The 15,092-nt window shown below is 68.4% G+C and carries 15 protein-coding genes and 1 other RNA gene; 11 read left to right on the top strand and 5 right to left on the bottom strand.

Features of this window, described 5'->3' with window-relative positions; all coding sequences use genetic code 11:
* Positions 1-81: 81 nt before the first annotated feature.
* Both ffs and nadE read left to right on the top strand, forming a co-directional pair.
* Positions 82-178: signal recognition particle sRNA small type (ffs, locus tag EV644_RS21625), an RNA gene on the top strand.
* Between the two features lie 76 nt (positions 179-254).
* The gene (nadE, locus tag EV644_RS21620) at positions 255-1,073 is read left to right on the top strand and encodes an NAD(+) synthase (protein ID WP_132190487.1); all 819 of its coding nucleotides are present in this window, start codon (positions 255-257) and stop codon (positions 1,071-1,073) included.
* 214 nt (positions 1,074-1,287) lie between these two features.
* Here the strand turns inward: nadE and EV644_RS21615 are convergent, their stop codons facing one another.
* Positions 1,288-1,716, bottom strand: coding sequence for a hypothetical protein (locus EV644_RS21615; RefSeq protein WP_132190486.1), 429 nt, complete (start codon positions 1,714-1,716; stop codon positions 1,288-1,290).
* Between the two features lie 239 nt (positions 1,717-1,955).
* Here EV644_RS21615 and EV644_RS21610 point away from each other — a divergent pair, with 239 nt between their 5' ends.
* Positions 1,956-3,128 (top strand): acyl-CoA dehydrogenase family protein, encoded by a 1,173-nt coding sequence (locus tag EV644_RS21610; protein ID WP_132190485.1) that lies wholly within the window; start codon positions 1,956-1,958, stop codon positions 3,126-3,128.
* On the opposite strand, the gene EV644_RS21605 is transcribed toward EV644_RS21610, so the two are convergent.
* Genes EV644_RS21605 through EV644_RS21595 form a run of 3 tightly spaced genes read right to left on the bottom strand, consistent with a single transcriptional unit; the run spans position 3,129 to position 4,843 of the window.
* Positions 3,129-3,512, bottom strand: a complete 384-nt coding sequence (locus tag EV644_RS21605) for an SRPBCC family protein (protein ID WP_132190484.1) — start codon at positions 3,510-3,512, stop codon at positions 3,129-3,131. It lies immediately after the preceding gene.
* Positions 3,513-3,518: 6 nt separating this feature from the next.
* Positions 3,519-3,983 (bottom strand): MarR family winged helix-turn-helix transcriptional regulator, encoded by a 465-nt coding sequence (locus EV644_RS21600; RefSeq protein ID WP_132190483.1) that lies wholly within the window; start codon positions 3,981-3,983, stop codon positions 3,519-3,521.
* Positions 3,980-4,843 carry an N-acyl homoserine lactonase family protein gene (locus tag EV644_RS21595; protein ID WP_132190482.1) on the bottom strand — a complete coding sequence of 288 codons (864 nt, stop codon included), beginning with the start codon at positions 4,841-4,843 and terminating at the stop codon, positions 3,980-3,982. The genes EV644_RS21600 and EV644_RS21595 overlap by 4 nt, the downstream gene beginning before the upstream one ends.
* Before the next feature lie 102 nt (positions 4,844-4,945).
* On the opposite strand from EV644_RS21595, the gene EV644_RS21590 reads away from it, so the two are divergent.
* Entirely contained in the window at positions 4,946-6,046 is a 1,101-nt protein-coding gene (locus EV644_RS21590; protein WP_132190481.1) for a Gfo/Idh/MocA family protein, read from the top strand.
* Between the two features lie 92 nt (positions 6,047-6,138).
* The gene (locus tag EV644_RS21585) at positions 6,139-7,767 is read left to right on the top strand and encodes a long-chain fatty acid--CoA ligase (protein WP_241998581.1); all 1,629 of its coding nucleotides are present in this window, start codon (positions 6,139-6,141) and stop codon (positions 7,765-7,767) included.
* Here the strand turns inward: EV644_RS21585 and EV644_RS21580 are convergent.
* The gene (locus tag EV644_RS21580) at positions 7,764-8,585 is read right to left on the bottom strand and encodes a nucleotidyltransferase domain-containing protein (RefSeq protein ID WP_158292897.1); all 822 of its coding nucleotides are present in this window, start codon (positions 8,583-8,585) and stop codon (positions 7,764-7,766) included. The genes EV644_RS21585 and EV644_RS21580 overlap by 4 nt on opposite strands.
* A gap of 37 nt (positions 8,586-8,622) precedes the next feature.
* Between EV644_RS21580 and rfbA the strand changes: the two genes are divergently transcribed.
* From rfbA to EV644_RS21545, 6 genes are all read left to right on the top strand, one after another.
* Positions 8,623-9,504, top strand: coding sequence for a glucose-1-phosphate thymidylyltransferase RfbA (gene rfbA / locus EV644_RS21575; protein WP_132190479.1), 882 nt, complete (start codon positions 8,623-8,625; stop codon positions 9,502-9,504).
* Positions 9,501-10,358 carry a fructosamine kinase family protein gene (locus EV644_RS21570; protein WP_132190478.1) on the top strand — a complete coding sequence of 286 codons (858 nt, stop codon included), beginning with the start codon at positions 9,501-9,503 and terminating at the stop codon, positions 10,356-10,358. Before rfbA ends, EV644_RS21570 begins: the two co-directional genes overlap by 4 nt.
* Before the next feature lie 247 nt (positions 10,359-10,605).
* Positions 10,606-13,083 carry a DNA polymerase III subunit gamma and tau gene (locus EV644_RS21560; protein WP_132190476.1) on the top strand — a complete coding sequence of 826 codons (2,478 nt, stop codon included), beginning with the start codon at positions 10,606-10,608 and terminating at the stop codon, positions 13,081-13,083.
* A 312-nt stretch (positions 13,084-13,395) separates the two neighbouring features.
* Positions 13,396-13,842 (top strand): YbaB/EbfC family nucleoid-associated protein, encoded by a 447-nt coding sequence (locus EV644_RS21555; protein ID WP_132190475.1) that lies wholly within the window; start codon positions 13,396-13,398, stop codon positions 13,840-13,842.
* A 1-nt stretch (position 13,843) separates the two neighbouring features.
* Positions 13,844-14,443 carry a recombination mediator RecR gene (gene recR, locus EV644_RS21550; protein ID WP_132190474.1) on the top strand — a complete coding sequence of 200 codons (600 nt, stop codon included), beginning with the start codon at positions 13,844-13,846 and terminating at the stop codon, positions 14,441-14,443.
* Positions 14,436-15,092, top strand: a complete 657-nt coding sequence (locus EV644_RS21545; protein ID WP_132190473.1) for a DUF5063 domain-containing protein — start codon at positions 14,436-14,438, stop codon at positions 15,090-15,092. The genes recR and EV644_RS21545 overlap by 8 nt, the downstream gene beginning before the upstream one ends.

Genomic DNA, 15,092 nt, shown 5'->3' with positions numbered 1-15,092 from the left:
ACTGCGGGGTGCCTGGCGGGGGTTCGCCGTGGCCGGTTGACCCGGTTTGCTGGATGGGGCCCTCGATCCCGTACACTCTTCGATGGTTCCCCGCGTGGCGGTATCTCGCCCAACTCCCCCAGGGCCGGAAGGCAGCAAGGGTAAGTGAGCTCTTCCGGGTGCGCGGGGAATCCTTATGTCCGGCGACCCCCGGACGGCTCCTGGATCCGGAGAAATAGGCTGGCCTCGTCTGTCCGCACCGACGAGGGAGTCCGATGAGCGAGCTCGACCGCCAGTACCTGCAGGAGCTGATAGTCGCCGAGCTCGGCGTGACCCCGTCGTTCGACCCGGACCTCGAGATCGAGCGCCGCATCAACTTCCTGACGGACCAGCTCCGCCTGTCCGGCGCCTCGACGTACGTGCTGGGCATCAGCGGCGGCGTCGACTCCAGTACTGCGGGGCGCCTCTGCCAGCTCGCGGTCGAGCGGGTCCGCGCGAGCGGCGGGAATGCCACCTTCGTCGCGATGCGCCTCCCATACGGCATCCAGGCCGACGAGGTGGACGCCCAGCGGGCGCTCGAGTTCATCCGCCCGGACGAGACGCTCACGGTCGACGTGAAACCCGCCACGGACGCGATGGTGGAGTCGGTCAAGCACTCGGATCTCGGCGACCGGGCGGACTACCACACCGGCAACATCAAGGCGCGCCAGCGGATGATCGCGCAGTACGTCGTGGCCGGCGCGCGTGGCGGGCTCGTGGTCGGCACCGATCACGCGGCGGAGGCGGTGATGGGGTTCTTCACCAAGTACGGCGACGGCGCGTGCGACCTGACTCCGCTGGCCGGGCTGACCAAGCGGCGGGTCCGGGCGATCGGATCACGCCTGGGCGCGGTCGACGAGATCACCGGCAAGATCCCGACGGCGGATCTGGAGAGCAACAACCCGGGTCTCCCCGACGAGGTCGCGCTGGGCGTCACCTACGACCAGATCGACGACTTCCTCGAAGGCAAGCCTGTCGACGATACGGCCGCCGACACGATCATCGCGTTCCACCGCCGCACCATCCACAAGCGCGCCGTCCCCATCGCTCCCTGAGGTGCGGCTTCCACCACTCACCGAACCCTCGGTGGCCGAAGGCTGCAGGCTCCGGCCGAGCCCGCAGGCGGACATCACACGTCCTTGGTGAGTGGTGGCGGCCGGGTCAACGCCCTCGTTTGGCTATCACCCGCGCCAACTTCGACGTTACGAAGAGCACCGCGACCAAGTGCGTTCGCACCAGTCGAGCGGTCGGGGCCGCGAGCGATATCGCTTACCTGCCCATCTCAGTACTCGCTGCCGCGGTCACTTCGGAGACTCTGGTGACCAGATCGGCCGGCAGCGCAAGGTGAGAAATCTGCACTCCTTCGACGAGCGCGCCCGCCAACTCGGCTTGAAGGATGGCGAAGAAGTTCGGATCGGTCGCGATGAGAACTCTAGCGGAGGCATCGACGAGCGATAGGAAGTAGAGCTCTGCAATCGCTCCTCGGATCTTGCCGACGGGTCGCTTGCCGCCGGATGTCAGTCCGGTGCTGTTCGTCACCGTCGCGACGAAGCTTCCGTCGGCGGCCACAGCGTTGAAGGAGTGACTCGCGCCTGTCCGGAGGCGGACCTCTCGCTTGTCGAACGATTGCCCATGGATGCGTGTCAGCTCGCCCCGTACCCAGTGGAATGCTTCCTGGAGGGCTGAGGTGTTGGCCATTCAGTCAGGTTAGTCGGAACCTGCGTATTCCAGGACTTCTGGAACGGCTGATCCAGCCGGGCACGAAGGTGAGCCTCGGCTCGCCGGTCAGCAGCACCAGGTCCTGCGGGTTCGGGCCCAGGTAGATCCCCTACGCGCCGGGTTGGTCGATGTGCGGGCGGGTGCGGCAAATCTCCATCAGCATGTGCTGCGGCCTAGATCGGCCTACGGTGGTTGAACACCGGATCGATGGAGGGCTGATGGTCGACTTCTCGCTCAGTGAGGAACAGCGGGCGATTCGCGAGACGACGCGCGAGTTCGTGCGCAGGGAGCTGATGCCGCTGGAGAACGAGGTGCTCAGGCGGGAGCGGGAGGGGTTGCCCGGGCTGGAGCCGGGCGTCGTGAACGAGCTCCGGCAGAAGGCGAAGTCGTTCGGCTTCTGGGGGCTGAGCACGCCCGAGGAGTACGGCGGGATGGGCCTGTCGTCGGTCGACCAGGCGCTGATCACCAGCGAGCTGGCCCGGAGCTTCGTGCCGTTCTCGTTCGGCGGCGAGGCCGACAACATCCTTTTCGAGAGTAACGAGGAGCAGCGCAAGGAGTACCTGCTGCCGACCATCTCCGGTGAGCGGCGGTCCTGCTTCGCGATCACCGAGCCCGGCGCCGGCTCCGACACCCGCGCGATCCGCACCACCGCGCGCCGTGACGGCGACGACTGGGTGATCCGCGGTGAGAAGACCTTCATCACGGGAGGTAACGAAGCCGACTTCGCCATCGTGATCGCGGTGACGGATGCGGAGAAGGGCTCGAAGGGCGGCTTCACCGCGTTCCTGGTCGACCGGGACCGCGGCTGGACCTCGGACGAGATCGTCACGATGGGCCAGGCGGTCCCGGCGACGCTGAACTTCGACGACGTCCGGGTCCCCCAGGATCATGTGCTCGGCGAGATCGGCCAAGGGTACGAGCTGGCGATGCGCTGGATCATGAAGGGCCGCTTCATCATCCCGGCCCGCGGGATCGGCGTCTGCGAACGCCTTCTGCAGTTGGCGATCGAGCACGCCAACACCCGCCAGACCTTCGGCAGCCCGATCGCCGACAACCAGGCGATCCAGTGGATGATCGCCGACTCCGAGGTCGAGCTGGAGGCGGCCCGCTGGCTGGTCCTGTACGCCGCCTGGACCGTCGACCAGGGCCGGCATCCCCAGCACGACAGCGCGATCGCCAAGCTCTACGGCACGAACGCGGTGAACCGCGTCGCCGACCGGGTGCTGCAGATCCACGGCGGCATGGGCTACACCAAGGAACTCCCGATCGAACGCTGGTTCCGCGAGGTCCGCCTCTGGCGCATCTTCGAGGGCACCGACGAGATGCAGCGCCTGATCATCTCCCGGGACCTTCTCCGCGGCTACCGCAAACCCGGCGCCCATTTCCAGTGACTACAGCGTGGAGAGGCCGAGCACCCGCTCACGCAACCGCTCCAGTCGTACTGCGGCGATCCCGCGATAGGCAGAACGCAGTACTGCGGCCAGCGGGCCGGTGTGCTCGAACGAATGGGTGACTCGGCCGTCCTCGATCAACCAAACACCGTGCTCGTGGAAACCCGGGACCTGCCAGGTTATCTCCACGCGGTCGCTGGTGATCGCCGTGTACTCGAGCCAGCCGCTGAGCCCGGGGCGGACCCGGAGCGTGTAGCGGGTGCCGACGGCAGGGACGGCCGGGCCGTCGATGTGCAGGAAGGCCTCATTCCACAAGGGAAGCGCGAGGGGATCGAGCAGAACGTCGGCGGGTGATCCGGAGATGGTGAGAGTTGCTTGTTCCATGGGGTTTCAGGCCTCCTCGGCGGCGCGGCGGCGGGCCAGGGCTTCTCCGGCAGGGAAGGCCCCGGCCAGCGCGCGCAGCGTGGTAATGGTTTCGTCCACCGGTTGTCCGGCGACGAGTTGTTCGATGCTGTCGTGCAGCACCTCCTCAGCCGCGACGATGCGCTTGCTGAGGGCCTTCCCTTCCGTGGTCAGGCTGAGCGCGAGGTAGCGGCGGTCGTCCGGATCCGTGTCGCGCTGGACGAGGCCCTGCGCGACGAGACGATCGACCAGCCGGCTCGGGCTGTTCCCCGTCTCGCAGACGAGCAGCCCGCCCAGGGCGTTCAACGTGAGCGGCCCGTGGTCGCGCAGTACGCGCAGGACCTCCGCCTGCGACGGCGTCACGCCCAGCGGCCGGAGCTCCGCCGCCAGTAGCCGGTTCCCCTCGCGCTGTATCGCCAGGATCAGGTAGCGCAGTTCCTCGGCGACCTTCACCAGCCCACTCCCAGCGCCGAACCACCAGCCGGTACTTCGAGGCGCCCGGCTGCGGCGGGATCGTGGGCAGCCAGGACCACCAGGCCGGGGTGCTGCTCGCGCAACTCGTTGACCTTGGCAACGGACAGCCGGAGGTCCGATTTCTTACCGACTCCAGGGACCTCCCCGGCCGCGAGGAGATCGGCGTCGTACGTGAGATCCCCGACCATGAGCAGCGGCGGTTCGCCGGGGCGGCGTACGAGCATCGACAGCGAGCCCGGCGTGTGTCCGGGAGTCGGCAGCAGCACCAGGCTGCCGTCGCCGAAGAGGTCGTGGCCGGTGGTGAACGGACCGGTTTCCAGCGGCTCGAGGTGAATCCGCTCCCAGCGCAGATCAGGCCGATCGATGTGCTGCCGCAGGTACCCGCGCGCGGCCGCGAGTGGGCGGCGCATCGACTTCCACTCGTCGTCCGCGATCACGATGCGGGCGTGACTGAGCTCGGGGAGACCGCCGATGTGGTCCTGGTGCAGGTGCGAGAGGACGGCGGTGTGCACGTCGCGGAAGTCGTACCCGTTGGCGGCTAGCAGGCGGGTCAACGTCTGCTCGGGTCCGATCTCGAAGGTGGCGAGCCGGTCGTAGATCAGGCCGTTCAGCCCACCGGGGAAGTAGTCGGGCTCGGTCACCGAGGCGCGGTCCTGGCCGGTGTCGAACAGCACCAGACCCTCCCGGTGCTCGACGACGTAGACGTTGATCGGTCGCGGCGGGGTCCAGCTGCGCGAGGTGGCGAGCCAGACGTACAGATGCTTGTCCGTGGGGCCGACATGTTCGGGCCGGATCCGGACGGTGCCGGTGCTGAGCGCACTCACTCTGCTGATGTCCATGAGTAATAGATTACACGACACGTATGTCGTGTCAACTAATCTTTGAGCGGAGGTTGCTGGGGGAGAATGCTCCGGCGGGGACCGGACCGATGAAGGGGTGACATGGCGACACTTCCACAGGACAACGCCAGGCCGGGGCGGTACGGGATCGTCGGGAGCGGCTGGCGCACCGGCTTCTTCCACCGCCTGGCCGAAGCGATGCCCGACCGGTTCACGGTCAGCGGTGTCGTCACCCGTACTGCGGAACGCGGCCAAGAGGTGGAACGCGAGTGGCGCGTCCCCACCTACCGCTCCGTCGGCGAGTTGGCGGTGGACAAGCCGGACTTCGTAATCGTCTCTGTACCGTGGGAGGTCGCTCCGCGCGTGACCAGGGAACTCGTTGCCCTCGGCATCCCGGTGCTGAGCGAGACTCCGCCCGCGCCGGATCTCGACGGGTTGCGCCGGCTCTGGTCGGACGTCGGCGCGACCGGGCTCGTCCAGGTGGCCGAGCAGAATCCGTTCCTGCCGTCACATGCGGCGCAGGCGGCTCTGATCGACTCGGGAGCGCTCGGTCAGGTCACTTCGGTCCAGATATCGTCCACGCACCTTTACCACGCGCTGGCGGTGGTCCGCCGGCTGCTCGACGGGGGGCGCGGGCCGGCGACGGTCAACGCCCGCAAGTTCGTCGCGCCGCTGGCCGACCCGATGGTTCGCGACGGCTGGTCGGGCAACGACGAGCCGAAGGACGCCACCACCACGCTGGCGACGATCGACTTCGGCGACGGCCGGACGGCGCTCTACGACTTCACCGACAACCAGTGGCACAACCCGCTCCGCCAGAACCGCATCGTGATCCGCGGCAGCCGGGGTGAACTCGTCGACGACCGCCTCATTCGCCTGGTCGACGCCACCACGGCGGTGGAGTCACGGCTGGTCCGCCGCCAGACCGGCATCGACCTCAACCTCGAAGGCTTCGCCCTGGACCACCTGTCGCTCGACGGCCAGGTGCTCTACCGCAACCCCTTCCCGGACGTGAGACTGGCCGACGAGGACATTTCGATCGCGACCCTGCTCGACCGCATGACAACCTTCGCTCGCGGCGACGGACCGCCGCCGTACCCCCTCGCCGAGGCCTCCCAAGACCATCTCCTCGCCCTGGCCATCGAGGAGTCCGCCCGCACCGGCCAGCCCGTCACCACGGCCGCCGAGCCCTGGTCGAACTGACTCCAGGCCGACTGAGGAATTCCTCGACAGTGCGTTGTCGGGTCCCGGAGCGGTCATGGCCAAGCTGACACCAGGACTGGCAGAGTGTTGTCATGAAAGGTCTGATGCAGGACTTCCCGTTGTCGCTGGACACGATCTTCCGGCGGGCTGAGCAGCACTTCCCGGACAAGACCGTGCATACCGGCGGACCCGCGCCCACTACGACGACGTACGCCGAATGGGCGGCGCGGACCAGGCGGCTGGGCGGAGTGCTCGACACGCTCGGCATCAGTGCGGACGGGCGTGTCGGGACGTTCGCCTGGAACTCCGGCCGGCACCTCGAGCTGTACTTCGCGGCGCCGTGCACCGGGCGCGTCCTGCACACGCTGAACATCAGGCTGTTCCCCGACCAGGTCGTCTACATCGCGAACCACGCCGAGGACGAGGTCGTCTTCGTCGACCGGTCGCTGCTCGGGTTGTTCCTCCCCCTGCTCGACCAGTTGCCCCTGGTCCGCCACGTCGTGGTGATGGACGACCTGCCGGCCGGAGCGCCGGGCGTGGAGGTGCCGGACGACCCGCGGTTCCACGACTACGAGGAGCTGCTGGCGGCGGCCGAGCCGGTCGAGTTCCACGTCGACGACGAGAACCAGGCCGCCGCGATGTGCTACACGAGCGGTACGACGGGCCACCCCAAGGGTGTCGTGTACTCGCACCGGTCGACCTGGCTGCATTCGATCGGCGTCCTCACCAATGCCGGCCTCGGGCTGACCGAGACCGACACGGTGATGCCGGTGGTGCCGATGTTCCACGCGAACGCCTGGGGCCTCGCCCACGCGGCTCCGATGGCCGGCGCCAACCTGGTGTTCCCCGGGCCGGACATGACTCCGCAGGCAATCCTCAAGCTGCTGCAGGAGCAGGAGGTGACCCTGGCCGCGGGAGTACCGACCATCTGGCAGGGCTTGCTGCCGCTGCTCGACGGGGTGGAGCTGCCGAAGCTGCGGCGAGTCCCGTGCGGCGGTTCCGCAGTACCGCAGGCGCTGTCGGAGGCGTTCCGGGAGAAGCTCGGGAAGCCGATTCTGCAGGCGTGGGGGATGACCGAGACGAGCCCGGTCGCGACCGCGGCGCACGTTCCGGCTCGCTACGACGACCTGTCAGAGGACAAGAAGGCCCGGTTCCGTGCCCGGCAAGGACAGCCGCTGCCGGGAGTCGAAGTACGGATCGTCGAGCCTGGGTCGATCACGCAGCTGCCGTGGGATGACGAGGCGACGGGTGAGCTGCAGGTGCGAGGTCCGTGGATCGCGGCCGAGTACTACCGGCCCGACGAAGGTGTCGAGCTGAACACCGAGGACGGCTGGATGAAGACGGGCGACGTCGCGGCGATCGACCCGTTCGGCTCGGTGCGGCTGGTCGACCGGACGAAGGACCTGGTGAAGTCCGGTGGCGAGTGGATCAGCTCGGTGGAGCTGGAGAACCTGCTGATGGCGCACCCGGCGATCAAGGAGGCGGCCGTCATCGGCGTACCGCATCCGAAGTGGGACGAGCGGCCGCTGGCGTGCGTAGTACTGCAGGAGGGCGAAACCGCGACCTCGGCGGAGATCCTGGCTTACCTCGAGCCGCTGGTGGCGAAGTGGTGGCTGCCGGACGCGGTCGAGTTCATCGACGAGGTCCCGAAGACAAGCGTCGGCAAGTTCTCGAAGAAAGACCTCCGAACCCGCTTCGCGGACTACCACCTGGAGAGCTAGAAGGCGACGCCGAAGTGCCGGTGGAGGTGGGCGAGGGTCGCGTCGACGAAGGCTTGCGGCCACGGCTCGCCGGTGACCTCGGCGAGGGCTTTGCCCCGGCGGATGAACTCGCGGCAGAGGTATCGGTTCGCCGCGATGATGTCCGCCGGGTCGCAGCCTGCTGACGGGATCCCCTCCAGGCAGGTGCGCTGTTCGGCGCAGAGATGGGCGTTCAGGCGTTTGGCCCCACCGGTACGGCGTACGCCGCGCTCGGCCAGCATCAGCGCGATGAGCTGGTCGCGGACAGCGCCGATTCCCTGGTGCCCGACGATCCGCTCTTCCCGGCCGAGCACCGTGACCAGGTTGCCCAGGAAGTAGAAGAACAACCTGACTTCCCGCTCCGGCCAGTACGGCGTACCCGGGCGACCCCCTGCGCGCGGCTGGTCGCCGTCGGGGAAATGAGATCCGTCGCGGTCGAAGAGCACCCGGATCCCGTCGTACTGGTATCGGTCGAAACCCGCGCTCGGGTGCAGGACAAGGTCGACGTGCAGCCAGTCCGGCGTGATGCCGAGACCACCCAGCAGCCCGGGGATCCGGTCGGTGAGGACGGTCGGCCCGGCGATCGCGGTCATCGCCTCGGTCCAGTGCTCCTCGAACCACGGCACGCTGTCGTCGGTGATGACGCAGTGCACGTCGACGTCGCTGAACTCGTCGGCCTCGCCGGTGCCGTAGCTGCCGGCCAGGTAGACGGCGAGGATGCGGTCGTCCTCAGGTAATACAGTGCGAGCCCGTTCGATGACGAGTCGCTGCCTGGCGTCTCCGGTCGGGTGGATGGTCACCCGCGACAGCGTAGGACGCGGCGGTAGTGTGGCCGGAATGCGAGGGATCATCCTGGCCGGCGGTGACGGGACGCGGCTGCACCCGTTGACGATCGGGCTCAGTAAGCAGTTGCTGCCGGTGTACGACAAGCCGATGATCTACTACCCGTTGTCGACGCTGATTCTGGCGAACATCCGCGAGGTGCTGGTGATCACCCGGCCGGAGGACACCGCGCAGTTCCAGCGGTTGCTCGGCGACGGCTCGCAGTTCGGGATGGAACTCTCGTACGCCGAACAGCCGGCGCCCGAGGGACTCGCCCAGGCGTTCCTGATCGGGGAGTCGTTCATCGGGTCCGAGCCGGTCGCGCTCGCGCTCGGCGACAACATCTTCTACGGGCCCGGCCTGGGGTTGCACCTGCAGCGGTTCAACGAGGTGGACGGCGGGGTGATCTTCGCGTACCGGGTGGCGGACCCGTCGGCGTACGGCGTGGTCGAGTTCGACGAGGACGGCCGGGCGCTGAGCATCGAGGAGAAACCCGAACGGCCGAAGAGCAGGTACGCAGTACCGGGGCTGTACTTCTACTCCAGCGATGTCGTCGAGATCGCCAAGGAGATCAAGCCGTCGGATCGGGGCGAGCTGGAGATCACGGCGATCAACGCGAGTTACCTGGAGCAGAAGAGGCTGCAGGTCGAAGTACTGCCGCGCGGTACTGCGTGGCTCGACACCGGGACGTTCGACGCGTTGATGGCGGCCGGCGAGTTCGTCCGCGCGGTGGAGACGCGACAGGGTCAGAAGATCAGCTGCCCTGAGGAGATCGCCTGGCGCCGGGGGTTCATCGACGACGCCGGCCTCCAGCGCTGCGCCGACAACCACACCAAGTCCGGCTACGGCGACTACCTCCTCTCAGTCCTGGAGGAAGGCCGCCGCTCAGCCCCATGACGGACGAGCGCTGGAGTGACGACCTCGCGCCGGCCGGGGTCGAGGTTCGCTCGGTGGAGCAGCTGACAGGCGGGTTCGCGAACACCGCTTGGCGGGTGACACTGGCTGACAGCCAGACCGTGGTGGTGAAGTCTTCCCGCGGCGCGCCGGACGACCTTTACGCCATCGAAGCCGCAGGTCTGCGAGTACTGCGAGACCTGGGCGGCCTGCGTACTCCGGCCGTCGTCGCGGTCGGCGCCGAATCGTTGACGCTGGAGGCACTCACCTCCGGCACGCCCGACACAACTGAGTTCTGGGAAGCGGCCGGGCGGGCGGTGGCAGAGCTGCACGGTAAGACCTCCCCGCTGCACGGCTGGGACCGCGACGGCTGGCTGGGCCTGCTTCCCCAGGAGAACCCTTGGCACGAGGACGGGCATCACTTCTTCGCGACCCACCGCATCCTGCGCTATCTGCGCGAGCCGAAGGTCCGGCAGACGCTGGATCTCGAGGACCTCGTCGGACTCGAACGCATCTGCGGCCGGCTGGGCGAGTTGGTCCCCGCCGCGCCGGCCGTGCTCACCCATGGTGACCTGTGGAAGTCGAACATCATCAGCACCACCACGGGTGAGCCGGTCTTCATCGACCCAGCCGTGAGCTGGACCTGGGCCGAGGTCGATCTGAGCATGGCCTACTGCACCGGCGGCGTCCCCGAACCGTTCTTCGCCGCCTACCACGAGATCCGGCCCCCGGAGCCCGGCTGGCGCCACCGCCTCCAGTTACTGAACCTTCGCGAACTCCTCAGTGTCCTGGCCCACTTCGGCCCGACCGGGGACTACGCAGTACGGGTCCGTGACGTCGTCAAGCGGTTCAGCTGAGGATCACTCGCCGTACAAGGGCGGCTCGTTGTGGTTGGTCCAGCGGAAGTTGTCGGGGTCGGCGAAGGTGCCGGGGGTCTTGCCGAGGCTCTGGATCACTGTGGCTGTGCCGTTGACGTGGCCGACAGCGTAGAGGTAGCCCGCGCCAGTGTCCGGCTCAGCAGCGTCATCGCCTTCACCGAGCCGATGCCCGGAAGCGGTCCGAAGTTCAGGGGCGCCGTACGGGGGATCAGGGCGTCGGGAGGAAATGTCGGGCGGCGGCGCTAGGGTTGCCGTCGTGGAAGCACCCCTAGCGTTGTACCGCCGGTATCGCCCGGAGAACTTCTCCGAGGTGATCGGGCAGGACCATGTCACCGTTCCGCTGCGGAACGCGCTGAGCAACAACCGGGTGAACCACGCCTACCTGTTCTCCGGCCCGCGCGGCTGCGGCAAGACCACCAGCGCCCGGATCCTGGCCCGCGCGATCAACTGCGAGAAGGGCCCGATCGCCGAGCCGTGCGGGGTCTGCAAGTCCTGTACCGACCTGGCCCGCGGCGGCCCCGGCTCCATCGACGTGATCGAGATCGACGCCGCCTCGCACGGTGGTGTCGACGACGCGCGCGACCTGCGCGAGCGGGCCTTCTTCGCGCCGGTCGAGAGCCGCTACAAGATCTACATCATCGACGAGGCCCACATGGTCACCACGCAGGGCTTCAACGCCCTGCTGAAGCTGGTCGAGGAGCCGCCGCCGCACCTGAAGTTCATCTTCGCGACGACCGAGCCGGACAAGGTGATCGGGACGATCCGGTCCCGGACCCACCACTACCCGTTCCGCCTGTTGCCGCCGAAGCTGCTCGCCGACTACATGGCGACCCTGTGCGAGGCCGAGGGCGTCACGATCGCGCCGGCCGCGCTGCCGCTGGTGGTGCGCGCTGGTGCCGGTTCGGTGCGTGACTCGCTGAGTGTGCTGGACCAATTGATCGGTGGCGCCGACGCGGACGGCGTCACGTATCAGCTGGCCGTGCAGTTGCTCGGGTTCACGCCGGACTCGCTGCTCGACGCCTGTGTCGACGGATTCGCCGCGCATGACAGCAAGGCCGTCTTCGAGACGATCGAGAAGGTCATCGAGACCGGGCAGGACCCGAAGCGCTTCGCCGAGGACCTGCTCCGCCGGCTGCGCGACCTGGTGATCCTGTCGGCCGTGCCGAACGCAGTCGCCTCGGGGCTGATCGAGGCCGCCGAGGACCAGGGCGAACGCCTCCAGACCCAGGCCGCCGGTATCGGCCCCGCTGAACTGACCCGAGCCGCCGACATCGTCGCTGCCGGCCTCCTGGAGATGCGCGGAGCCACCGCCCCACGCCTCCAACTGGAACTGATCTGCGCCAAAGTCCTTCTCCCAGGCGCTGACGACTCCACCAACGGCATCCAAGCCCGCCTGGACCGGATGGAGCGCCGCTTGACCATCACCGGTGCCCCAGCCGGTACTGCGCCGGCGGTTCCTTCACCTCAGCCGCAAGCAACTCCCCAGGCGCAGACGTCCCCGCCTTCTCAGCCACTGGCTCCGGCGGCGCGGGCACAAACGCCGGACCAGTCACAGTCACAGAGCCAGCCGCAGGCACCGAGCCAGACTCAGGGCCCGGGCCGGCAGCAGGCGCCGGCGGGTCGGTCCCAGGGCGCGGCGGCCTCGCAGGCTGCGCCTCCCGCTGCCCAGGCGCCGGTCGACAACTCAGGATCGCGCTCCGGGGCGTGGGGAGACGAACCCGCACCCAGCTCAGCACAGTCGTCCGGGCGGTCGACCGCTCCAGCTCCGAGCGCACCCGGCGCCAGCGCTCCCGCTCCGTCTGCTCCCAGCGCTGCGCCTGCGTCCTCGGGGTCGGTTGGGTTGGCTGATGTGCGGCGGTTGTGGCCCGAGATTCTCGAGGCGGTCAAGGCCAAGCGGCGGTTCGCCTGGATCATGCTGAGCCAGAACGCGCAGGTCATCGCGATCGACGAGCAGACCCTCACGCTCGGCCTGGTGAACGCCGGAGCTCGCGAGAGCTTCGCGCGGTCGGGCAGCGACGAGATCCTCCGGCAGGCGATGATCGACACCATCGGCCTGAACCGCCGGGTCGAGGCTGTTGTCGACCCGTCCAGTGATCCCGGTGCGGCTCCGCCTGCGGCGCCGCCACCGCCGAGTTCTCCGCCTTCGTCGTCCTGGGATGCGGCGTCCCCAGCCGCTCCGCCTGCCGGTGGATCCGGCGGCACGGCCCCCACCGGCGGGACGGATGCGCCCACGAGCAACGGGTCAACTGCAGGTCCCGCTGGCAACCATCCGCAAGCCGGTACTGCGGACGCTCCCGCCGCGGGAGTTGCCGATGGTGGCGCGGTTGCCACCGCGGTGCAGTCGCCGGCGGCGGGCGCCCAGGCGGCCGCAGTACAGGATGCTCCGGCGGTTGGTGATCAGGCCGGACTCCAGTCGGATCAGCAGGCCGGGGGACCGCAAGCGCCGGCGGCCAATCCGGAACAGCTCTCTGCGGACCGCCGGGAACAAGCCGCCAGCAAGCGTCGCGCAGCTGAGGCGGCCGTTGCGGCCGAGCAGACTCGGCGCGCCGCTCAGGTCCAGGTCGAGGAGGCTCCCCTCACCCCCGAGGAGGAAGCCGAGGCCATCGGGGAGGACGACGTGATCCTCGAAGAGGACTCCCGCAGCCACACCGACCTCCTCCGCGAAACCCTCGGCGCCCAGATCATCACCGAAGAGCCGAACTGACCCTTCGGGCCACCGTGGAGTCGTGCCACGCCGCCTGGGGAGAGCCGCGGTGTGAACTTCTGCTGAATTCACAGGGTCTCCGTGTTCATCCACAGCGTGGAGGCGAGCGGGGGAAAGTCGGCAGGCGGGAGCGGCGACGGCGCGCTACCTGTCATCCCCAGGCTGTGGATAAAGGTGTCCACAACCTGTGGAGCAGGCTTGGGAGACTTATCGGTTTCCCGGTCTGGGTGACCGGCGAGTGGGGTTGTCCGGGCGACCGGCTAGGCTCGGGGAGCAAGTGGAACTGGGAAGCAGTTCGGACGGGAGATCGCGGTGTTCGACGGTGGCGGTTCGCAGGGCGCTGGTGGCTTCGACATGTCCGACCTGCTGGCTCAGGCGCAGCAGATGCAGAACCAGTTGATGGAGGCCCAGGCCAACCTGGAGAGCCAGGAGATCGAGGGCTCCGCGGGTGGTGGGATGGTGACCGCGCTGGTGTCCGGCACGGGCGAGCTGCTCAGCCTGACGATCCACCCGCAGGCGATCGACCCCGACGACACCGAGACTCTGGCCGACCTGATCGTCGCCGCGGTCCGGGACGCCTCGGAGAACGCCAAGGAGGTCGCGGCCCGGGCGATGGGCCCGCTGGCCGGCGGTCTTGGTGGCGGGCTGCCCGGCCTCGGTGACCCGGCTGACGACGACGCGGCCGACGGCGGCCGTCCGGGGATCGGGTTCACGAACCCCGGTGGCACGACCGGTCTGCCCGGTCAGAACCCAGGCTGACGTGTACGAAGGGGCCGTCCAGGACCTCATCGACGAGCTCGGCCGGCTCCCCGGCGTCGGTCCGAAGTCCGCACAGCGCATCGCGTTCCACCTGCTCTCCGCCGACGAGACCGACGTACGGCGTCTCGCGCACGTGCTCGTGCAGGTGAAGGAGAGGGTCAAGTTCTGTGAGATCTGCGGCAACGTCTCGGAGGAGACGCAGTGCCGGATCTGCCGCGACCCGCGTCGCGACCTCGCGCTGATCTGCGTGGTCGAGGAGGCCAAGGACGTCGTGGCGATCGAGCGGACCCGCGAGTTTCGCGGCCGCTACCACGTCCTCGGCGGCGCGATCTCGCCGATCGAGGGGATCGGACCGGACGAGCTGCGGATCAGGGAACTGATGCAGCGGCTCGCCAGCGGAGAGGTGACCGAGATCATTCTGGCCACCGATCCGAACCTGGAGGGTGAGGCGACAGCCACCTACCTGAGCCGGTTGCTCCGGCCCATGGGGTTGCGCGTCACCCGTTTGGCTAGTGGACTTCCAGTAGGCGGTGATCTCGAGTACGCCGACGAGGTCACACTCGGACGGGCGTTTGAAGGGCGACGATCGATCGATGACTGAATCAACCGATAGTCCGGTGGACATCGCGGACCGGGCGCTCGCGACGGACAGCGAGGACCTGCTCGATTTCGCCGCGCAGATCGCCGACCAGGTCCAGAGCTTCCTGATCTCCGTGCGCGACATCGCCGCGCAGCCCGACGAGGACGGCATCGACGAGGGTCTCGCCTCGCTGCCGTACCTGCTGCTCGAGGTGAGCCAGTTGCTGCTCGCCGGCGGCCGGCTCGGCGCGTTCGAGGACTTCGTCCCGGAGGAGCGGTTCGAGAGCGACGCGGGCCCGGACCCGGACCTCGACGCGATGCGCGACCGCCTCGCGATCCTCTTCGAGGGCCTCGACGAGTACGCCGAGGTCTTCGACCCGTACGCCGCGCCGCCGGAGATCACCGTCAACCGGCTCTCCGACGACCTCACCGCGATCGCCACCGATCTGGTGCACGGCCTCGCCCACTACGAGGAGGGCCGGGTCGTCGAGGCGTTGTGGTGGTGGCAGTTCTCCTACGTCTCCACCTGGGGCGCGGCCGCGAGCGCAGTACTGCGGGCGATTCAGTCGCTGATCGCGCACGACCGGCTGGAGCCGGCCCACGACCCGGAGACCGAGGCAACCGACCGCGAACTCGTCGAGGTAGCCGAAGAAGCCGTCCAGCGCCGCTGA

Origin of the sequence: Kribbella orskensis (genome assembly GCF_004342085.1) — a bacterium.
Lineage (GTDB): Bacteria > Actinomycetota > Actinomycetes > Propionibacteriales > Kribbellaceae > Kribbella > Kribbella orskensis.
This window is presented reverse-complemented; position numbering and strand designations above follow the sequence as displayed.